Annotated in this window: 21 protein-coding genes and 1 pseudogene; 6 read left to right on the top strand and 16 right to left on the bottom strand. The window is 41.7% G+C overall.

Features of this window, described 5'->3' with window-relative positions:
* Positions 1 to 186: 186 nt before the first annotated feature.
* Both BLS44_RS05185 and BLS44_RS05180 read left to right on the top strand, forming a co-directional pair.
* Positions 187 to 1,623: an efflux transporter outer membrane subunit gene (locus BLS44_RS05185; protein WP_090388969.1), complete on the top strand. Its 1,437-nt coding sequence runs from the start codon at positions 187 to 189 to the stop codon at positions 1,621 to 1,623.
* A 101-nt stretch (positions 1,624 to 1,724) separates the two neighbouring features.
* Complete coding sequence (locus BLS44_RS05180; protein ID WP_090389180.1) at positions 1,725 to 2,957, top strand: multidrug effflux MFS transporter; 1,233 nt, start codon at positions 1,725 to 1,727, stop codon at positions 2,955 to 2,957.
* Between the two features lie 652 nt (positions 2,958 to 3,609).
* Here the strand turns inward: BLS44_RS05180 and BLS44_RS05175 are convergent.
* The gene (locus BLS44_RS05175) at positions 3,610 to 4,188 is read right to left on the bottom strand and encodes a hypothetical protein (RefSeq protein ID WP_090388968.1); all 579 of its coding nucleotides are present in this window, start codon (positions 4,186 to 4,188) and stop codon (positions 3,610 to 3,612) included.
* Positions 4,189 to 4,643: 455 nt separating this feature from the next.
* Positions 4,644 to 5,147: a hypothetical protein gene (locus BLS44_RS05170; protein WP_090388967.1), complete on the bottom strand. Its 504-nt coding sequence runs from the start codon at positions 5,145 to 5,147 to the stop codon at positions 4,644 to 4,646.
* 618 nt (positions 5,148 to 5,765) lie between these two features.
* Here BLS44_RS05170 and BLS44_RS05160 point away from each other — a divergent pair.
* Both BLS44_RS05160 and BLS44_RS27120 read left to right on the top strand, forming a co-directional pair.
* On the top strand, positions 5,766 to 6,539 hold the full coding sequence (locus BLS44_RS05160; RefSeq protein ID WP_090388965.1) for a hypothetical protein: 774 nt from the start codon (positions 5,766 to 5,768) through the stop codon (positions 6,537 to 6,539).
* Between the two features lie 291 nt (positions 6,540 to 6,830).
* Positions 6,831 to 7,043 carry an FRG domain-containing protein gene (locus tag BLS44_RS27120; protein WP_090388964.1) on the top strand — a complete coding sequence of 71 codons (213 nt, stop codon included), beginning with the start codon at positions 6,831 to 6,833 and terminating at the stop codon, positions 7,041 to 7,043.
* 172 nt (positions 7,044 to 7,215) lie between these two features.
* Here BLS44_RS27120 and BLS44_RS05150 read toward each other — a convergent pair whose 3' ends face one another.
* From BLS44_RS05150 to BLS44_RS05135, 4 genes are all read right to left on the bottom strand, one after another.
* Positions 7,216 to 8,310 carry a putative phage abortive infection protein gene (locus tag BLS44_RS05150; protein ID WP_090388963.1) on the bottom strand — a complete coding sequence of 365 codons (1,095 nt, stop codon included), beginning with the start codon at positions 8,308 to 8,310 and terminating at the stop codon, positions 7,216 to 7,218.
* A gap of 173 nt (positions 8,311 to 8,483) precedes the next feature.
* Entirely contained in the window at positions 8,484 to 9,422 is a 939-nt protein-coding gene (gene cap12 / locus BLS44_RS05145) for a CBASS system CD-NTase-associated NAD(+) hydrolase Cap12 (RefSeq protein WP_090388962.1), read from the bottom strand.
* Positions 9,419 to 10,480, bottom strand: a complete 1,062-nt coding sequence (locus BLS44_RS05140) for a nucleotidyltransferase-like protein (RefSeq protein WP_090388961.1) — start codon at positions 10,478 to 10,480, stop codon at positions 9,419 to 9,421. Before BLS44_RS05140 ends, cap12 begins: the two co-directional genes overlap by 4 nt.
* A 99-nt stretch (positions 10,481 to 10,579) precedes the next feature.
* Positions 10,580 to 11,734, bottom strand: a complete 1,155-nt coding sequence (locus BLS44_RS05135) for a hypothetical protein (protein WP_090388960.1) — start codon at positions 11,732 to 11,734, stop codon at positions 10,580 to 10,582.
* A 620-nt stretch (positions 11,735 to 12,354) separates the two neighbouring features.
* Between BLS44_RS05135 and BLS44_RS27115 the strand changes: the two are divergent.
* Positions 12,355 to 12,666: pseudogene (locus BLS44_RS27115) on the top strand (ATP-binding protein); the annotation flags it as partial.
* A 51-nt stretch (positions 12,667 to 12,717) separates the two neighbouring features.
* Here the strand turns inward: BLS44_RS27115 and BLS44_RS26910 are convergent.
* Entirely contained in the window at positions 12,718 to 13,281 is a 564-nt protein-coding gene (locus BLS44_RS26910; RefSeq protein WP_245729104.1) for a hypothetical protein, read from the bottom strand.
* Between the two features lie 26 nt (positions 13,282 to 13,307).
* On the opposite strand from BLS44_RS26910, the gene BLS44_RS05120 reads away from it, so the two are divergent.
* The gene (locus BLS44_RS05120; RefSeq protein WP_090388957.1) at positions 13,308 to 13,496 is read left to right on the top strand and encodes a hypothetical protein; all 189 of its coding nucleotides are present in this window, start codon (positions 13,308 to 13,310) and stop codon (positions 13,494 to 13,496) included.
* Positions 13,497 to 13,697: 201 nt separating this feature from the next.
* Here BLS44_RS05120 and BLS44_RS05115 read toward each other — a convergent pair whose 3' ends face one another.
* The 9 genes from BLS44_RS05115 to BLS44_RS27110 form a co-directional block, all read right to left on the bottom strand.
* Complete coding sequence (locus BLS44_RS05115) at positions 13,698 to 14,153, bottom strand: hypothetical protein (protein WP_090388956.1); 456 nt, start codon at positions 14,151 to 14,153, stop codon at positions 13,698 to 13,700.
* Positions 14,153 to 14,578, bottom strand: a complete 426-nt coding sequence (locus BLS44_RS05110) for a helix-turn-helix domain-containing protein (RefSeq protein ID WP_090388955.1) — start codon at positions 14,576 to 14,578, stop codon at positions 14,153 to 14,155. The genes BLS44_RS05115 and BLS44_RS05110 overlap by 1 nt, the downstream gene beginning before the upstream one ends.
* Positions 14,575 to 15,066, bottom strand: a complete 492-nt coding sequence (locus BLS44_RS05105) for a hypothetical protein (RefSeq protein WP_090388954.1) — start codon at positions 15,064 to 15,066, stop codon at positions 14,575 to 14,577. The genes BLS44_RS05110 and BLS44_RS05105 overlap by 4 nt, the downstream gene beginning before the upstream one ends.
* Positions 15,067 to 15,420: 354 nt before the next feature.
* Entirely contained in the window at positions 15,421 to 16,131 is a 711-nt protein-coding gene (locus tag BLS44_RS05100) for a hypothetical protein (protein ID WP_143019664.1), read from the bottom strand.
* Positions 16,064 to 16,462 carry a hypothetical protein gene (locus BLS44_RS05095; protein WP_090388952.1) on the bottom strand — a complete coding sequence of 133 codons (399 nt, stop codon included), beginning with the start codon at positions 16,460 to 16,462 and terminating at the stop codon, positions 16,064 to 16,066. Before BLS44_RS05095 ends, BLS44_RS05100 begins: the two co-directional genes overlap by 68 nt.
* 67 nt (positions 16,463 to 16,529) lie before the next feature.
* Complete coding sequence (locus tag BLS44_RS05090; RefSeq protein ID WP_090388951.1) at positions 16,530 to 17,201, bottom strand: acyl carrier protein; 672 nt, start codon at positions 17,199 to 17,201, stop codon at positions 16,530 to 16,532.
* A 529-nt stretch (positions 17,202 to 17,730) separates the two neighbouring features.
* On the bottom strand, positions 17,731 to 18,489 hold the full coding sequence (locus BLS44_RS05085) for a DMP19 family protein (RefSeq protein ID WP_218127694.1): 759 nt from the start codon (positions 18,487 to 18,489) through the stop codon (positions 17,731 to 17,733).
* The gene (locus BLS44_RS05080; RefSeq protein WP_090388950.1) at positions 18,473 to 19,144 is read right to left on the bottom strand and encodes a hypothetical protein; all 672 of its coding nucleotides are present in this window, start codon (positions 19,142 to 19,144) and stop codon (positions 18,473 to 18,475) included. Before BLS44_RS05080 ends, BLS44_RS05085 begins: the two co-directional genes overlap by 17 nt.
* Positions 19,145 to 19,200: 56 nt before the next feature.
* Entirely contained in the window at positions 19,201 to 19,569 is a 369-nt protein-coding gene (locus tag BLS44_RS27110; RefSeq protein ID WP_090388949.1) for a DUF4304 domain-containing protein, read from the bottom strand.
* Between the last annotated feature and the right edge of the window lie 101 nt (positions 19,570 to 19,670).

Raw genomic sequence — 19,670 nt, 5'->3', positions numbered from 1 at the left:
AGCTTGACCCAAATTTTGTTTCGTCACCGTGAGCGCAACGAAGTGGAGCCGAAGGGTCTCACAAATATCGGACGGTATGATAACTCAGAGATGCTTCGGCTACTCCCGCCATGCGGGATTCGCTCAGCATGACGACAGAAAGTAAATAGCATCATAAAAAGTTCTTCAAAAGGATCAAAATCAACTATGAATTATTTAAATATGAAAAGAAGACATACCCTACAATACCTGCTGCCGGTGATCGCATTATTGGTTACGGCGGCATCCTGTAAAGTAGGACAAGCATATAAACGCCCGGAAGTGCCGCTGCCACAGGAATTTCGCGCAGTGGCCACGGCCGATACCAGCAGCATTGCCGATGTGGAGTGGAAGCAGTTCTTTACAGATCCTGCTTTGCAAAGCCTCATCAGCAAGGGTGTTAGCTATAATTACGACCTGCAGATCGCGCTCAAACGCGTAGCCGCATCTGAGCAAACCTTAAAGCAGGCCAAATTGTTGCAGCTGCCCCAGCTTAGCTTTAGCGTAACCGGGCAAACCACCAACCCGTCTAACAACAGTTTAAACGGGTTAAGCATCGGCAGCTTTATCAAAAAGCAGCATGTGGAAGATTTCAATGCCGCCTTTAACCTTACCTGGGAGGCCGATATCTGGGGCAAGATCCGCCGCCAGCAAGAAGCCACCATGGCTGGGTACCTGCAAACCTACGAGGCTTCAAAAGCCGTGCAAACGCAGATCGTATCCAATATTGCACAAGGGTATTATAACCTGCTGATGCTGGATGAGCAGCTGAACATCGCCAAAAAGAACCTGGCATTAACGGATAGTACGCTCCGCTTTACCCAGCTGCAGCGCAACGCCGGTGAGGTAACCACCCTTGCCGTACAACAGGTAGAGGCACAAAAGCAATCCACCGCCCTGCTCATTCCCCAGCTGGAGCAGAACATCGCCATACAGGAAAATGCACTCAGCATTTTAACCGGCAGTCTGCCCGCGGCCGTAGAGCGGGGCAAAGGACTTTTCAGCTCCGATGTGCCGCAATGGTTAACGCCCGGTATCCCTTCCGCTATCGTTAGCCGGAGGCCCGACGTGCGCGCCAGGGAAATGGAGCTCATCACCGCCAATGCAAAAGCCGGTATTGCCCAGGCCAATATGTATCCCAGCCTGTCCATTACCGCGCAGGGCGGGTTAAACTCCTACCTGGCCAATAACTGGTTTAATATACCCGCATCCCTGTTTGGTACCCTGCTGGGGAATGTAACCCAACCTGTGTTTCAGCAGCGCCGGTTAAAGACAGAGCTGGAAACGGCAAAGATCCAGCGGGAGCAATCGGTGCTGGAGTTCCGCCAGTCTGTACTTACGGCCATTGGCGAAGTATCGGATGCCCTGGTGGCCACGGAAAAATTAAAGGAGCAAAAGACCATTGCCAGCAACCAGGCAGATACCTTACAGCTGGCCATAAAAAATGCGCGGCTGCTGTTTAAAAGCGGTATGGCCAATTATATAGAGGTGCTCTCCGCACAATCCAATGTATTGCAGTCGGAGCTCAACCTCGCCAACATACACCGTTTGCAGCTGAGCGCCGCGGTAGATTTGTACCGCTCTCTCGGCGGCGGATGGAAATAGTGCAGCACATCTTCCCTGCCGCCTTGCACCCTTTGCGTAATCATTGCGCCTTTGCGGTAAAAAAGGAAAATGTTTTGCGTTCCAATAAAACAATTGTTTTTATGCAAACAACTGATATTAATAATAAGCGAACAAGGATCGTGCTCATCGCCATCCTTGGCTTACTCACCGCCATTGGTCCGTTTTCCATAGATATGTACCTGCCCGGCTTTCCGGCCATGGCAAAAGACCTGCATACCTCCATCAACACCATTGCCTATTCCCTGTCCAGCTTCTTTATCGGGCTTTGCATCGGGCAGCTGATCAGTGGGCCGTTGCTGGACCGTTATGGCAGAAAGCGCCCGCTCATCATCGGGTTGGTCATTTACATAGCCGCATCCATTGGTTGTGTGCTGGTACGCACACCGGAAGCGTTGATCGTGTTGCGGTTCATCCAGGCCCTGGGTTGCTGCGTATCCATGGTAGCACCACGGGCCATTACCCGCGACCTGTTTCCGCTGGAAGATAATGCCAAGGTATTATCCCTGCTCATTCTTTTATTAGGAGTATCCCCCATCCTGGCGCCCACCTTTGGCAGCTACGTGGTGGCCTATTATCAATGGCAGGATGTATTTATCATCCTGGCGCTGATCGCCGCCGCTACCCTGGCCGCTGTTATTTTCCGGTTCCGGGAAAGCCGCGCGCCGGATGCATCGGTGTCCTTAAAACCGCGGCCCATCCTCAATGCCTTTGGCGGGGTATTAAAAAATCCGCAGTTCTTTACCTATGCCTTCGCGGGTGGCATTTCCTTTGCGGGGCTCTTTGCCTACCTCTCCGGTTCGCCCTATTTGTTTATGGAATATTTTGGCGTATCCAAAACCGCGTATGGTGCCATCTTCGCCATTATAGCGGCGGGGCTTATCGGCAGCAGCCAGTTAAATGCGGTCTTATTAAAAAAATATTCCAGTGAGCAGCTGGTTACCGCATCCATCCTGTTGCAAACGATCATTGGGTTTGTGCTGCTGGCGGGTATTACTAGCGGTATTTTAGGATTGTATGGTACCATCGCCGTTATCTTTCTCCTTTTCTGTACGTTGGGTATCAGTTCTCCCAATACCGCGGCGTTGAGCATCCTGCCTTTTAGCAAGGAGGCGGGCAGTGCTTCGGCTTTATTAGGTGCACTGCAAATGGGACTGGGTGCCCTGGCCGCAGCGCTTACGGGTGTGTTTGATAATAAAACACCAGCCCCCCTGGCCATCATTATTGCCGCCAGCGGGTTGCTGGCGCTGGTGCTATTGCTGGCCGGTCAGCGGTGGGTAAAGCAAACACCTGCGGTGGAGGTGGCAACCTGTTAGGTCTGCCCGCCGCGGTATACAGACCTAACAGGTTTGGCGCATAAAGAGCAGATTTGTTTTTTGAGTGTATCTGTGCAACCAGCGGGATTTATTTCCGCTGGTTTGTTTTTTAGAAACGCGGCTTGGGAGACACCGAATACCAAGGTGCGTGTCCTCACGCACCTGTAAATACTGTTACGAAGGAACACGAACAGCCCTGATTTTTAATAGGCGTCGATTAATATTTGGCTTTTATTTTTTCCACTTTTCTCCCGATCAATCGGGAATGAAAAGTGGAGCAAATCCCGATTGCTATCGGGACTTGTCCGCTCCCGCCCGCCTGTTCTTCGCCAGGTGGCGGGACCAGGAAAATCGGCGCTTCAGGCTTTGGCGACGGGCCACACACATGCCGGGCTATCCGCCGCCGCCATTCCGCTTGATTTTCCTTTTCACTGCCCGGCGGACTATCTTCTAAGAAAGAATACATTCACCTTATTGTTTCTTTTTCATCGGGCGGGTTCTTTCACACGGCTTGGGGGACAGGGAGACCTGGGGGACATGCGGGCTAAACTGATGCTATATGCACCGCAGCTCAAGTGAGTGACACAACGAAGCTGCCATAAGCACTAAAGCCGGGACCATAAAAAATTGCAGACTGGCGCTGACCGCCCCGTCAAGGCTCTGTAAAACCGCAAAGCTCATAAATAACCACTCCCCGGGATTGAATATACGCCGCTTCCAGCAGCTTCATTAAATAATACCATACGGAAAACTCATCCAGCTCCACGCCAACAGCATGCTCCGTTACACCGTTATACAGGACCAGGCTCAGGTCGGACTTCCACTCATCCCAGGTTCGATAGGTAAAAAACTGCTCAATCACCTTGCGGATATCGGCCGGCTCCTCCTCTATAAAATAGGAAGCAAACTGTTGCTGACCGGGTAAGGGCTCGGCTGCAACGGTGCTTAAATCCGGCTGCCGGTCCGGCTCCAGCTCATTTTCATAAATATAATGGGCGGCATCAATGACAGAATCAATGGCCATAAACGCGCAACAGAGGGTAAAGGGCGGCACTTTTGTTTGCCCCTCAAACCGCTCTATAAAAAGGAAGATGTGTAACAGCCATTGGCGAAACTCATGTATATCCCCGGCATGGTAAAAGCAGAGGGCAAATACGCGGTACGGATCGGTGGTGCGCTCCAGGCTCCAGCCCCCGGTGTGAAAGGGATCGGTTGTTTTTAAGGCTTGCATATTATTTTTTTTAGGTGGATGATTCTTTCTTTATGCCGAACTTTCCGTTTGCGAACACCAAATAAATGCAGCACTGACAAACACTTTCGGCAAATCGGAATATATTAAGATCTGTTGCTGTTTTTCTTTTCCACTTTTCCAGTCGATGAAAAGTGGAGCAAAAATCTTGTCCGCCAGGAGGTGAATCCCGCCATTTGTTCTTCGCCGGGGGGCGGGACCAGGGAAACCGGCGCTTCAGGCTTTGGCGACGGGCCATACACTTGCCTCGCTATCCGCCGCCGCCATTTTGCTTGCTTTCCCTTTTCACTGCCCGGCGGACGACCTTCTAAGAGAAAATACGTGCACCTTTTTGATTCTTTTTCATCGGGTGGGCTTTTCTTCCTTTGCTCCGGAACGGGATCACAGCGGCTGTCATCTGCAGGTAACGCAGCATTTCTTTTTTACGTGGCGGATCTTCAGGGCGGCGAAACGGGATTACCCCTCTGCCCCCGCGGATCTACCGTACCCGGAAAAGCCGTTACAATTTCCCCGGCGGCGGTGCTGATGACGGTAAGCACGCTTACCACCCTGCCGGTGGTATCATAGCCCAGCGGTGCGCCCGTATCCCACACGCGTTGCTGCAGGTCGCTATCCGGCATGGGCGCGGGTGGCTGCTGGTAAGCATCCCGTATAGCGGCGGCAATATCGGGTATGGGTAGGGTAAACTTGCTGGCGAGCGGGTGGCGGGGTACTTTATAATAGTGGCGTTCTAAAATATGCGCCAGGGCGGATGCGGTTAGGTACCAGCCTTTGCGCAATAGTTTTTTACGATTCTTTACCGGCAGCTGCCATATAAGCCCCTCCTGCAATTGTTGCAGCCAGCTTTGGGTATCTGCCAGCAGAAACAGTACTTGCAGCCACTGTGCTTCGTTAAAAGGGGTGTTGGTGTTGGGTGCGGGTATAGCAACGGCATTGTTCATAACGATAAGTTTTAGGCCGGGCACCCGCACAAAAAAGGCATGGTGCTCAACTTACCGACTTGAGGCCCTGAGAAGCCTGTACACGGATAAGAGAGCCCACGCCTAGGTCGTGAGCCATTCTGCTTATCATCTCGTGTACTTAGAAATTTCTCAGGTTTCAAGTCGAGATTTAAAGCGAATGCTTCAAATAAGTTTATGAAGTAGTCGCAAAAATATTTTATTCACAACAAATATACATTGTTTTTTCAAATGCGGGGCAAAATCCGCAAAATATTTTTTTATAAGATTTTTATTTGCTTAATGCTTGATCTTAGCGCCGATATATGCAACTACATTAATAAGGAATGGATAGCCCAATGGGAAGGCTCTATGCGTTCTTTTGCAGATGAACATGATGTAGATGAAAAAACAATACGGCAAATAGCAGACTTTAAAAAAACATCATATAAAATCAGCCTTTATACCCTACACAAAATGTGTACGGCAAGAGACTTAACGCTTGAGAGGTTTTTTAGCTTAATTAAGCGGTAGAAAACTGTACCGATATTTATTCTTACGCAGATAATGTAACCAGAAGCCTGCCTCTGCCATTCTTTTAAAACAACCAAACTAAGTATTATGACAGATTATCTAATTCTTGAATATAAAGGAAAGCGATTTACACTTTCCGAATTCATTGAAGACCAGAATAGTTTTGCAGAATCACTATTACAATTCCCTGTTATCAAAAAGGGACAGATTAGTGTCGTTTCGGCAGAAGGAGAAAATCAGGTATCGTTTTCAATAGCAATTACAAAATGTAATCAATTATATCACGCAGGAGGCAGCGCCAAGGCTGCTTTAATCCAATCATATACAAAACTTTTTAAAAGCCCTATTGAATGGAGAGGGGGGTATATTGGGCAACTATATTACAGATCCGAATTTCTTAAAAATGCCATCCTTTCATATAACATCGTGATCGATTATTTGCTTCAAATAATATGGTTTAGCTTCAATTTCTGCGATGAGAATAAAATGATTGATAAAGAAAACTATTCTGCTGAGTTAAGGCGTTGTTCAAAATTGAATGTAAAGACCAAAGCGAAAAAGATCGACAACCTAAAGAGTAGAGATTTTTTAGAAAAGTTTCTAAAAAATTTATATGGCAACAAAGATGTAGACCAGTTAATTAAATGGTCACACAACTTAAAGCATCATGCAAATATTAAAATAAAAGGGCTACAGCCGGACTTGAGTTACAACATAACTTTCCCAAGCGGTATTAAGTTAAGCGATTACATTGGCGAAGACATTGACCTAGATGAAGCTGCTCAAGTATTAAAAAATGTCAACAACCACTTGGCGATGCTCTCAGAATTACTTTTTTCTTGGATTGAGGAAAGATTATAAATTTAAACAACTTAGCAAAGAAGCACGGGAAGCGCATTTCAAAGAGTTGATGGACTTTGAGTTTGAGCTGGAGGAATGATGTTTATTGTCAAGTTATTCTTGAATGTACAAGCTTGAAATAAAAATAATAAAGACCGCTGATAAGAAGCTATCTTTCAAAAGAAGTTAATAGTTACAAAAGCCTAAAATAAAATGAAAGAAAGTACATGGAATGGGTGGGAAGACTTCATTCTTACGTTTATAAACTGGTAAGCCTAAAGAAGGCACAGTAAACCTGTTTAGAGGGCAGCCTTGCGGCCATTAATACCTAAAATTGCCCGATCATTTCCTGACAGGAACACAGAAACGATTGAGAAGAAAATGCTTAATGAACTTAGACTTAGGTGGTCTCGTTTTTTACCGAAAGAGACTATCACAGATCTTGATCTACTGACTATTGCACAACATCACGGCATGGCTATACGTCTACTAGACTCGTCTACCAACGCTTTAGTTGCGCTATAGTTTGCATGTAAAGACAAAGATGAGCGTAATGGACATTTTTATTTTTACAGAGCATATAATGATACCATTTTCGACCCTGTAAAAGATACAAACATTTTCAATCTTCCTTATACAAAAATGCTGAGGCCTAAATTTTCTACACTCATCGAAACTTCAAACTTAAAACCTTTATTTATGATAGGGCATGCTTTAATGTATTCCAGTCAAAGAAATCTTTGTCTCCTATAATTTCAGCTCTAAACTTTTCTTCAGGTTCAATTCCAAAATCTGCGAATGACAATGGCAGATTAATAAGTAACTTATATTCTTTGATGTAGTCTCTTCCTATCCATGCCTCTCCTAATAATGATACTGAATTATAATAAAGAATTATTTGCTCAAAGTTTGATAGCTGAGCTCTTAAAATTTTTATATAAGAATATTTAACACTTTTGCTAAATAAAGGATTTTCCTGATTTGTGACATACCTAACAGTTTGAAATAAATGCCTGAAATAATGCCCTATTTTCGTTCCATGACCAGTAAACGGCTGGTAGACTTGCATAAAAACTGCCCTTTTCCCTTTGTACTCAACTACTAGATCTTCGAGCGAAGGCATAGGTAATCCAGGTCTAGTTCTAGCAATTTCAATTTCAGATGCGATTCTTCTATAATTGCTTTTCTCACGTTCAAGTCTTTCTATCGTTTTAGTAAAAAAATCTTCAGTTATATATCTTGGTGTAATATGAGCGAAAACATCTTGGGTAGTATGACCTATTCCAAAAAAAAATATTAAATATGCAAGATTCGTCAATTCTTCTTTAGTTAATGGAGATACAGGCATATTGGCATCGTGTGTGCTTTCAACAACGAAATAGATATACCTCAACTCAAAATAATATGTTGTAAAAACCTTACGTCCTATTATGATATCTTGAATATTTTGTTCTTCAACATTTTCCCTATGCAATCTAACTAATTCAAAAAATCGATTTTCAAATCTTTCAATTACTGTATCATCAGCTTGCTTAGCGAACTGGCGTCTTTGTTCTTTATTGGCTTCATATTGGATATAAAACGCAGCAAACGTTAATATTGCTGCAATCCATGCTATGACTGGCCCCATAGTCCCTCCAAACGTATCTCCCATTTGACTCCGCACTTCTTGACTAGGCAAATCATAATATCTTGCCTGAATGAACTCGGGTCCAATAAAAAACAGAAGAGAACTTGTAATCAGTAAAAAGACCGCTAATAAAAATAAGATGTTCTTGGATGATAGCTTCATACTAATTTAAATAATGAATGTTGTTTAAAATGATATCCAACGTTTGGGGTATTGCCGAACGCGAAAAATTTTAGCACAAAAGTTCAATCGAAGAACGACGGTAGAATCTTGCACAAATGTCCAATCGAAGCATTTCAGCCCCGCTTTGACAATACCTTGTTAACGACAGGATTTTATAATTCGGAATCTCTTTTTACATTTACCATTTCATCAAAGCCGCCTCTAATTAAAAGTTTTTTCAAAGTTGTTATAAAACGACGCAATTCTCGGTCAAGGATTGAACTATAATCAGGACTTTGTTTATTGAAATCGTTTGGCAGTAGGTTTGAAATTGCGTGATTTATTCCTGTAATAATGGTTGGAAAGTCAATAAATTCAAGTGTGTCATTCTTTATTTGAGTGTCCACACTAATTTGTCTTGGACGTCCTGAGTACTTAAATGATACATTTTCTGTTGTAAATAGTCCTTTTAATTTTTCAAATTGTAAATTCACATCTTGATTAATCCTTTCCGGCACTATTATATTCAGTTTGCATTTTTGATAATGTGTATCGCCTTTTGTAAATCCATTGTTATCAATAATAAAACGGCAAATAGGAACAATTAAATTTTCGTAATAAACAGAGGCTAAAGTCGCTGACGGAAAAAAGTTTATTTCGTCATCGGCACTTGCTAAAAATAAATCCTTTATTGAATTAGCACCTGCGATAACTGTAGCTTCATTTGTCGAATCAAATCTCGCAAGTGTCAAACCATTAAAGTCTGATGGAAGTTTTATTTCCTTGTCTATTAGGAATGCACATTTTGAAGTGCCTAATCTTCCTGTGAATAAACCCAATTCAAATAAAACATTATCTCGCGGCTGAATCATTTCAACCTCTCTGAACATTACTTTGTCATCTTTTGTCCCAATTAGAATCCCGAAGTCGAATTGTAAAGACGCTTTCAGCAGATCTGCTAAAAAATTCTGATTAATTTTAAATACGGCGGTATCCCATACATTGTCATTCCAAATTGTTACTTCAAAGTCTTTCAATAGTACTTCTTTAACAATTTCAGCAGTTTTTAATTCTTCCGAGGAAGAACCGATAAATAATCTTTTTTTTATCATTTGGATAGAATGTTTGTATACAAGTCTAAATAAATTGATTGAAGTTCATTCAAAACTAATTTCAAATTCTTAAGCTTTTCTGAATTATAACGAAATATGTATTCACGCCCATCAACTGAAACAATATTGTCTGAATGAGTTTTATTTTCGCATATACTTTTTAGTTGATTGTATATAACCGGAACTAATTGGTAGAAAGAAAGGCTTTTGTATTTTTCTATTCCTATATCATAACAAACTGCATTAATGTCAAAACTCGACAGTTTTATTTCGTGGTCTGATAATGCTTTTATATTTTTGATAAACCGAATCATTTTTTTAACTCTGCCAGTTGTTTCGTTTCCTCTTTCATTAATTCTCATAATACTTAGGAAAGGAAAGTCGGCGTTTTCTCTTTGGTGTTTTTCTTTATTATAAATTTGAATACCTCTATATTCTCCTTTATCATTAATAACTGATTTCACATCATCATACCAGTTCGCAATAACAATATCAACTTCTCTTTTCAGGCTTAGATTTTCTATTTTTATTGATTTAGGCTTTGATGTATCACAAATACTATAAACCTCAGACAATACTTCTTCGCTTTTAGTTCTATTATATCGTAAATCGTCGAGAGAATTACCTTGATAGGAAGAAGCGTTTAATTCTTTCTCCATTTTGTTTATCGATAATGAATAGTATTTTGCTCTTCGGTCAGAATTTTCAAGTATTTGTCTTATTTCATAATTATCAGCTTGGTAAAATTTTTCTGAAATTGTAAGTAAGTCTATGTCACTATATGCTTTAATGTGCGTATTGGTCATTACTGAGCCTTGATATTTAAAGCTAACCTGCGAAAGCTCTTTCGATAGATGCTCTTTAACTCTTTCTCCCGCATCTTTGCTTTTTTGTGTGTATTCAGGTTCAACACCTTTCATAGCAGTTCTAATAAATACTAGGACATCGCTGTATGATATAGTTGATAGCTCATCGGAGAATGCCTTTGTCAAGGCGCGATGTTCTGGATTTATTCTGTTACGAACAGATTCAGTTAGTTGTCTATAATTCTTTGGCATAGTTGGTTTAAACTTACGGTTAATGGCAGAGTATTATCGGTAGCAAATATTTCGATCTCAAGCTCCTTTATAGGCGATGTTATTGTTGACAGTTGTACATTATATCATCCTAATTGTGAGTTTTGGAAGATAAACCGCTACAGGATTGTCGTCAGATTGGCCACTCGATGATGGATCCAATATTGCCTTAATATGCTCCATCAGTTCATTTTTCGCAGACTCAATCTTGTCCATTACGGTGTACGTGTCAGATATATCAACGGTTATTGTTCGCCCCTGCGAAACATCGAAAGGAATTTTATCACCTTTTCTGATGATTTGAATTGAAGGCTTCTTTATCATATGCCGAATCCCTAATTCATAAAATGCGTTGGGATTACCATAAGAAAGGTCTGCAACACATATTTTACAAGAAACCAAATATTCAAATATTTGCTGACTAATAAGACCTGATTTTTCTATTTTGTCAGCTCTAATAACTTTATAATTAAATTTTGCAAAGGCAGGTTCTATTAAATGTTTCAGCAACATATCGGCATGTCTTCTGACTTCTGTACCCTCATCCCCAATTGGAGTAATATAAAAGCAAATGTTTTCAGAGTCAATCTCTGAACTGCCATTATCAATCTCAGATTGAATTGATATTTCGGGTTGAGATTCGTTCCTTATTGGAGCTCCCTCAAGTCGAATAGTCATCTTTCCAGAGTCATGTTCGATTAGCAAACCACAGTACCTTGCGTTACTAAGAATGATATCCTTTGCTTCGTTAATTCTGTCCTTCGGAATAGAATACCGAGAGTTCAGAATATTGTCAAAAAACTCACCCTCGGGAAGAAATTTTCCATTATAATCTGTATAAAATCGGCTCAGAATTGTGGGTATTGTACTTGCTTTAATTAGGCTCTCTCTCCTTTCGGCTTCTGATTCTGGGGCAAATATTTTTCTTGAAGTTTCCGTAAGCTGGTATGCTTCACCATCTCGAAGTATTAATCCATAAGCCTGTGCCCCCCAAACTAAATATTTAAACGCCGCAGTTTGTGACCCACGACTTAATGCAGCAGCTATTTCGTCCCAAGAAACATTTGAGTCAGCATAGGTTTCATGAATCGGTCTTGCTACATCAAGACATTCCTCTAGGGTCTTTCTTGGCAAGTCTGTATTAGAAATTTGCTTTTTTACCTTTGCAGATTCAATAGCCTTTGTTGCTGTTTTGCTCGCGGCTTTTTTTACAGCGGATTTAGTTCTCTTTGCCATATTAAATACAAATTAGAATAAAGATTGACACGTAGCTACCAACTCATCGTTTACCGCAATTTATAAACGTTTATAATCGCTTGTAAACGCCTAAACACGGCTATTTAATAGCTTTTACTGGTTAAAAAATTATTATTTCCGCAACCGTCGTGGTAGTTGTTCTTTAGCAGTTTTACTTTTCCAAATAGTTGTTTGCTAATATACATATTTTTTTTATTTGACAAAAGCCATCCCCGGCGGTTTGTACAAATATATTCTTCAACAACCGCGCGTTTTTACGGAAAACCGTAAGGGAATTAATTGCTAAGATTTGGAGGAATCGGGCGTGGTGGGCCGGCGTGTACTTGCATTGGGGGACATTAGGACCGGGGGGAAATGGGGCACGCATTTACGTTTGGAGGACGCGGGACACGGGGCGCTAAACTGATGCTCCCGATCGCTATCGGGACACCGCAGCACAAGTGAGTGATCCCGCTTTCAGCGGGATATCGATGCTACCTGTACTACAGCACAAGAGTGCGACGCAAGACCGTTGCCATACGCACTGCAGCCGGGACCATATATATACACCAAGAGAAAAGCATTTTTACGGAAAACCGTAAGGGGGTCGCTGATGGGTAATGCTGATGGCCGTATGGCACTCACATAAAAAATGCAGCCATTTAAAGTCTGCAAAACACACTCAAAAAAAAGTTCCGGAAACCCTTATAAGAACGGCAACCGGAGGTTGTGCGGCGGCGATGCTATGGTGCGGCGATGCGGGGCACCGGGCATTCTATTTTGCTATGAACCGTTTTGTTGAGGCCCTTACCGCTGCGCGCCTGGACGGATCCTATATCAAATTACTCAACCAGCTGTCAAAAACGCCTTTATGGATCTTTGACGATTTTGGACCACCGCCGCTTACCTATGATATGAGGATGACACTGTTACAGATACCGGAAGATCGCTACGCGAATGGCTCGACCACTGTTACTTCCCAATTACCGGTGTTGCCAGCATCTGCCACCACCAGCAACTACTCTTTTGCAATATCCTCCTGTTTTGTTTTTTGCACCACATACAGACGAACTCGAAGAAGTACCTCCATTTTGATCGCTTCCCCCTGGTGAAGTTGACGGTATATAACTTCCAAAACTGGAGGTGCCCTTACCATTAACCGTACTGTAGGTAATCTCTGCACGATTATAGCCAAGATCTCCGTAAACCACCTCCCCATCCTTCAGAATGTATGCCTGAATGGACTGATAGCCCGGCAACGTTGTGACAACACTTAGCTTGAGGTTTGATGGTGTTTTCCCCAGGATATTAAAACTCCATTTACCGGTATTATTTCTTACAGTCCTGCTTTCACCATTTAAATCATTATAAGTTATATGACACAAATCGCAATGAACCTCGTAAGCAAAAACTGTTGGAGTGGGCTCCGGTTGCTTTTGCAAGTCATTGGCTGCTTTCTTACAAGATCCCAGAAAAAACAGCAGCATGAACAGTTTAAAAAACAAGGGCAATGTGCTAACTCTAAATTTCGCGAACATCATAATCATAAGTATTTTTTTTATCGCACGAAACTATGAAATGCGGCAGCTGGCATTTTACGGATTTCCGTAAGGGAGGAGGTATTGCTTTGCAAATGCGGCGGGTGGTGGTGTATATGCATGCATTGATGGGACAGGGAGACCGGGGGGGACGTGCGGGCGATGCTATGGACCGCGCCGAGGGCGCTCCCCCGCTCCGTAGCCGGTTTTGGCTTCCGGAATAAATTCCGGAGTTGTAAAGACGTGGCCAGGCCGATGGCCTTTGATGTGGGTTGTTCCGGTATTGGGGTGCTGGTGCTTAACTGCCGCCATCTGCACTGCAGCACAAGAGTGCGATCCCGCTTTTAGCGGGATACCGCTGCCATCCCGATCGCTGGGACTACAACGGATACAGTAAAAAAAAGCCGTACTACCGGCCCATGTATTTACTTTAGCATTTTTGTTAGTTCTTTTGTAGAAGTAACGGGGAGGATTAGCCTGTTAAAAACAGTGCCCTGGCAACGGGTAAAAATGATTCCCCTTGAAGTGGAATAAGCAATATTTACTACGCTTGTAGCCAGCTCATCATCCACCTGAACATGATCCTCCTGCTCTGTGATTAAGTCCTTAAGATTTTTAACATGAAAGATATATGCAATTTCAAATTTACAGGATGCCTCCATTGAGCTTTGCGCATCCCTGGATTTGGACAACGCTTCACAAACAAATACAAGCAACATTTTTTTTTGATCAATATTAATGCCCGGCTTTAGGGATATATTGATATCAAACTCACTATCACCTGGGGCAGTCGAATGCTGCGGGCTATTGATAGACGCATTTTGTATGCGTATATCTTCAACGCTTAACAGTTCAATATTAAAATTCTTTTCTGTGCTCATCAGATACTCATTTCATCTATCTCTTCATCGGCAAGCGTCATTTTTACTTCTGTAAAACTTAATTGCCTTTCTTCTCTTAACCCGGCTTCAGAAACAAAAACGGTTTTATGAAATGTATTGAATGGAGATTTTACCTGTTCAAAATCAGCATCAACATCACTGGTGCAAACAGCAATGATTGGTGCACCAAATGCTGCCTCAAGTTTGGAAATGGTTTTCATAGTAAAATTATGATTACCATTGATCCACCTGGAAATCTCCGCCTCTTTCTTTCCCATTTTTTCAGCAAGCAGTTTTTGCCTACCTCCAAATTTTTCCTGAAGCAGTTCATGAATGCGATCCAGGATATCTAAGCTATGCTTAGCCTCCCGTTTTGTAAATTCCGGGATGCTTTCTATTCTCTGTTTATAATTTTTTAATTTCATAACTCAACCTCCTTTTTATGAAAACAGTACCTGTCATTTACCAGATCTATTCCCTCCTCAAAAATATATGTCGTTAAAAAGCAGGCAAGTCGTTGGGCAAACAAAAAATGCTTTCTAACGTTTGGACAATCTTTTGGGTCCTGTATAGTTTTTATATCTCCATTTAACAGGATCAATACATTATCTGAAAGACGGATACAATAAAGCCTGATTCCCTGATCATTCTCATTCAACTTTACAATTTCATCAGGAACACCATTTGGTAACGCATCTGCCGGCCCTTCGTTGCGAAAATATCTTCTTAAAGCCCCCCTTTTTCTAATCTCTTCGAGCGCACTATCGATAAAGTCCCGCTCTTCATCATGCTGTACAAATTCCTTCTCATAATATTTTTCATACTCAAAAGCCGCTTCATCATCTATCCTAACAGTATAGACGTCAACGCGTTTACTACATAAGTCTTCAATTAGTTCAAAATAAACGATCAACTTAACTTATAAGTTAAGAACAAATTTAAGGCCATATGGTTAAGATTACCAAAAATTTGTTCATTTTTAATAAATACTAATTTCAATAGCAATCTCAAAGAGAGATCAATTGGCTGCATTGCTAATATACTTATTTTTTATAATTGGTAAAAAATTGATGGTATTTTCTGATACTCAACGGATGCCACCTGCACCGCAGCACAAGAGTGCGATCCCGCTTTTAGCGGGATACCGCTGCTACTGGCACTACAGCCGGGATCATAAAAATTATTTAGCTGCCTGTATATGCTGATTGCTGCCGGGAGTACCTGTAGCCCCTGCCGCATAGCCTAACCCCCGGTTGGGCACTGCAGGTCAGTTTACCAATTCCGTCTGCAATTTGCCGGATATGTATTTTTCAAGTTTTACAATAGCACCTTGGGCATCATAGTAGAACCTGAAACTTTGCAGGTTATTGATTGTTTCGTTAAGCGCCTCAATTTGTCCGTCCTTGTTGTAGGTTACGCTGTAGTTGTAAGGAAGATTTGAACATAAGAAGCAACCTGAATAGGTATAGTTGGTGACACGCCCTAAACGGTCGTAGGTGTACGTGTTTTCCCAATTACCTTTATCCTCCTTTTTGCCATTTGGATTTCGCCAAACGGATACGGTCCTGTTTTTAAGTGCCTCGTCTGTAAACTTACCGGGCAGGTCATAAGGGAAGTTGAAGTGTTTTTTGAAAAAATAAATATCCACAGGCTCCTGGGCTACTTTTATAGTGTCGTAGCTCTGCCGGTAAAAGTTACCATTACTATATTCTGTTTTTTTGAAAATTTTCACCGTTTCCGTCTGGGCAACAGCATGGACGGCCAAAAATGGGATAATTGCCATTAATAAATATCTCATAGTGTGTTGCATAACCTGCGGATTTATTGTAATTGTTAAGGATTTACTGGTTTGTTGTCGCCGTAACAGAATGATCCAATCGCTTTCCTGGTTAAAAATCTTAGGTCTGGTTTTAATTCCTTTTCCAACTAATTTTAGAATGAATTGATCCACGAAAATCATCAACATCCAACCAGTCATAATTTTCATCATTCTTTTTAACAAGAATTAATTTTTCAGTTTTAATACGCTCAATAAAATTTTTCAAATAATTAAAAGCATCTTCAAAATCTTCGTTGTCATAATGATTGAACTCTATATGCGTGTGAATATCAGATTTTCCAAGCGGGTCTCTTAAACCAATTGTAATTTCACAATTATATGTCGCGATCCATATTGAAAATAAATCTGACTCGCTTCTTAGTTCACAATCAAATGAATCATCTTCATAGTACAAAATTTTTCCGGCAAATTCAGGACAACTTCTAATAATAAATTCTTTAACAATATTAGAAAAATCAGACTGGTTCATTTATAGTTCTATTTGTAAATACTGTTACACAAGGTTCAAGGTTTTTATTGTGGCCGAACCGCAAAGCTCATACAAATTTTGCCTCTCTTGTCAGCTCACTTTTATCTAAACCTAAGTCGTTACTGAACCAATCCGTTAATACTTTTTCTATTTCTTTCTTATTAAATGTCCTTGGACTACGTCTTGATTTTAAATAATGCTCCCTTGTCATTTTATCAGCTACCTGTCCAAGCGTTTTTAAGTCAAGTTCGTTGCCGGTTTTATTTGCAAACCAAAATCCTGCAATCGAAAAGACCAATCCTGCAAGTCCTGTTTGCCAATCAAAGAAAAGCGTAACAAAAGCTACCAGAAGTAAAACAGTAAGTATCCCGATCACCCAATATGGCGGCCGCAGGATATTAAGTTTAAACCCTAAATGTGCTTCCAACTTTGTTATTTGTAAGCGTCTGCTTTGTCGTGGGAAAAGATCTGCAAGAGGAAAATTTGTCGGGAGGTTCTTTTTGGCTGTTTGAAGTGTTGATGAAATTGCGTCACGCAATTTATAAAACGCTTGCTGGCTCGTACAATCATCAGTATTGTCAAGTTCAATTTTATTAGCGATGTGGTCACAAAGTTCGCCAAAAGTCGAAATGTGCAATAATTCAGTTTCACCAAACTTAATATCAAATGATTTTTCAACTTTAACGAGTAAATCGCCAATGTCATCCGGGTCGATATTTTTTAGTTTGTAGTCTCTCATGGCATTACCTGGTCGCTTTCCAACTACCGTAACTATTAAACGCTTATAATCGTTTGTAAATACTTAAATACGGATATTCAACACTTACTAAATCCAGTCGCTTTGTAACCGTTCTGGTATCCATGCTTGAGACAACTTTACAAAACGGTTGTTGCGCTAATGTACTTATTTTTTGCAATTGGTGAAAAAGTATCCCGTTGGTTTATATATTCCTTAACAAAGCGTTTTTATGGGGAACAGTAACGGGAAGTATTGCCTTGGCGGGTGGTGTACCTGAGTTGGTGGGACAGGGAGGTTTGCAGACGGCATTTAAGAGATAAAGTAACAAGCAGGCACAGGTCAGAGACCTGCGCCAGTATTGGAACATATGGGCCGTGCCCGTCCGACCGGGTCATCCCCGCCTGAATGAATTCATTCGGGCAGGCGGGCGGACCGATGGATCTCCCCGCTCCGGAGTATGTTTTGGCTCCCGGAATAAATTCCTGAGTTGCAATGATCTGCCGGGTCAATGGCCCTTTATAAAAACCTGTTATTTAGTCCCTATTAGCTCGCTCACAAAGTCCTGCTTATGTTTCCTTATGTAATCCACCTGAATTTGTTGAAGATTTTCTTTTTTATAGAGCGCATAAAAAGCATCATCATAAACATCAAGCGGGTTATTGTCATACGATTTACTAAATCCCTCCGACGATCCATCCTGATATTTCGTTATCCTTGTATTTTCCTTTTGATAGGTATCATTCGCTTTTTGCGTAAGCGCTGCAAATTGGCTGGCCCCCACCCGTCTTAATGCATCCGGCAGGAGTGGGTAAAACTGTCCGCTGGGGTTATAGTAAAACTGGTTATAACCGCCGTTATTCACCTCAGCTTCCAGCAGCCAGATCATATAAATAGCCTGCATCGATTTATTCCAGGTCATAACCGTTTCATATTCTTTTTCATAATCCTTTGGAAGCTGCTCTCCCAGATTATCAAATACTACCTGTAAAAGTCTGTCGTCCGGAACTGTATCAATGATGTTTCCGGTAAGCCCTTTGTAAATGGGCCTATTGTGGAGTGTTTCATAATATTGAAGGATCTGCTTTTCTTCTTCCTTAGACATTTCGTGCCTTCTTTCTTTTGGTTCCGCACACCCAAGCAAGCTAAGCAAAATGCTCATCATTAATACCAGTTTTGATCGCTCCATGTTTATTAGGTTGAAGTTTTTTTGTTTTAAGGCTAAGAGCCCGCGAGCCAGAGTCAGAAAGGCAATACAGCCAGAAATATTGTTTCTAAAAGTCTGCTTCATATCCATGTCCGTTTTTCCCGTAAAATATCAGCCACCGGGCTAATGAATACACAATGTGCAACTTACTTTCCATAGTATCCTCATCTGCATCGGGTGGTAGTCGCTGTTCCTTTAAATGCTTCAATCCATTTTCCTCCGCCAACCTATCAGCAGTAACCATTAACTTATTGCCATAATCCAATGTTTCCGTCGCAAATTTGGAACTCCACGCTTGATATGCAAGGTCTTCGCCCAATATATCAACACAATTCCGAAGAAATTCTCCCCTGAAAACATTCTCATCCTGCCCCATGGCGATGTAAACAGGAACGCCATCCAACTCTTTGGCTAATTCAATTACGTAATATCCTTCATATTCTTTTAAAAAACTTTCCAATAAAGGTTTTTGCTCCAGTTCATCGTATCGACTTCTGATCCAGTTATCAGCTTCTTTATCCCTGCCTACTCTTGGCGCTTTTAAAGCCTCATAACTTGGGATTTGGTTTGCCCGCCACTCCTGTAGCAGTGCTTCTTTGGTTTGCTGCTTTTTGCCTTTTAGCTTATCTATAAGCTTTCGCTTTGGTATTTTATTCTGGGTTACCATTATAAAAACCTCTTCAAATCTTTTTTCAAATCCCGGTTTGGGTTTTCCCATTGGCCGCATGTCCAAGCCCATATTGCAGTGTTTTTTAATGAATGTTTTCGTTTGCTATTTGTTGTCTTGCTAAAATACTATTTTTTGTAATTATATACCGGGATTGGTGGGACGGGGAGACTTGGGAGACAATGGGCAGTGCCTATGGCACTGCCCGCTCCGTAGCGTATTTTGGCATCCGGAATAAATTCCAGCATTGCAATGATCTGCCGGGCCGATGGCCCTGGAATGGGTCGTATGGGTATTGGCATTGGTAGAACAGGGAGGCTTGGGTCCTTGGCGTTACCTATTATTCTTTTACACATTGGCCATTTTAGTATATCCAAATGCATGTTTTTATGGTCTTTTGCATACCAGGTGCTTTTTTGAATATTGATTATTTGTCCTGATTCCGTTCTTTGCAGATAAAATTTGTACGCCTTCTTTTTAAATCCAGGAGGTTTCAAAACCTGGTAAAATACCTTCTTAGACTAGCTTATCAAATTTTTTCTCTGTTGTTGTCTTCATTGTTTACGGGCATTGATCATCATCCTTATTAAGGCTGCCA

It is taken from the genome of Niabella drilacis (genome assembly GCF_900101395.1).
GTDB classification, from domain to species: domain Bacteria; phylum Bacteroidota; class Bacteroidia; order Chitinophagales; family Chitinophagaceae; genus Niabella; species Niabella drilacis.
This window is presented reverse-complemented; position numbering and strand designations above follow the sequence as displayed.

Coding starts and splice junctions, on each gene's coding strand:
- BLS44_RS05185 (WP_090388969.1), top strand. CDS start 187: ATGAATTATTTAAATATGAAAAGAAGACATACCCTACAATACCTGCTG.
- BLS44_RS05180 (WP_090389180.1), top strand. CDS start 1,725: ATGCAAACAACTGATATTAATAATAAGCGAACAAGGATCGTGCTCATC.
- BLS44_RS05175 (WP_090388968.1), bottom strand. CDS start 4,188: ATGCAAGCCTTAAAAACAACCGATCCCTTTCACACCGGGGGCTGGAGC.
- BLS44_RS05170 (WP_090388967.1), bottom strand. CDS start 5,147: ATGAACAATGCCGTTGCTATACCCGCACCCAACACCAACACCCCTTTT.
- BLS44_RS05160 (WP_090388965.1), top strand. CDS start 5,766: ATGACAGATTATCTAATTCTTGAATATAAAGGAAAGCGATTTACACTT.
- BLS44_RS05150 (WP_090388963.1), bottom strand. CDS start 8,310: ATGAAGCTATCATCCAAGAACATCTTATTTTTATTAGCGGTCTTTTTA.
- cap12 (WP_090388962.1), bottom strand. CDS start 9,422: ATGATAAAAAAAAGATTATTTATCGGTTCTTCCTCGGAAGAATTAAAA.
- BLS44_RS05140 (WP_090388961.1), bottom strand. CDS start 10,480: ATGCCAAAGAATTATAGACAACTAACTGAATCTGTTCGTAACAGAATA.
- BLS44_RS05135 (WP_090388960.1), bottom strand. CDS start 11,734: ATGGCAAAGAGAACTAAATCCGCTGTAAAAAAAGCCGCGAGCAAAACA.
- BLS44_RS26910 (WP_245729104.1), bottom strand. CDS start 13,281: ATGATTATGATGTTCGCGAAATTTAGAGTTAGCACATTGCCCTTGTTT.
- BLS44_RS05120 (WP_090388957.1), top strand. CDS start 13,308: ATGAAATGCGGCAGCTGGCATTTTACGGATTTCCGTAAGGGAGGAGGT.
- BLS44_RS05115 (WP_090388956.1), bottom strand. CDS start 14,153: ATGAGCACAGAAAAGAATTTTAATATTGAACTGTTAAGCGTTGAAGAT.
- BLS44_RS05110 (WP_090388955.1), bottom strand. CDS start 14,578: ATGAAATTAAAAAATTATAAACAGAGAATAGAAAGCATCCCGGAATTT.
- BLS44_RS05100 (WP_143019664.1), bottom strand. CDS start 16,131: ATGACTGGTTGGATGTTGATGATTTTCGTGGATCAATTCATTCTAAAA.
- BLS44_RS05095 (WP_090388952.1), bottom strand. CDS start 16,462: ATGAACCAGTCTGATTTTTCTAATATTGTTAAAGAATTTATTATTAGA.
- BLS44_RS05090 (WP_090388951.1), bottom strand. CDS start 17,201: ATGAGAGACTACAAACTAAAAAATATCGACCCGGATGACATTGGCGAT.
- BLS44_RS05085 (WP_218127694.1), bottom strand. CDS start 18,489: ATGAAGCAGACTTTTAGAAACAATATTTCTGGCTGTATTGCCTTTCTG.
- BLS44_RS05080 (WP_090388950.1), bottom strand. CDS start 19,144: ATGGGCTTGGACATGCGGCCAATGGGAAAACCCAAACCGGGATTTGAA.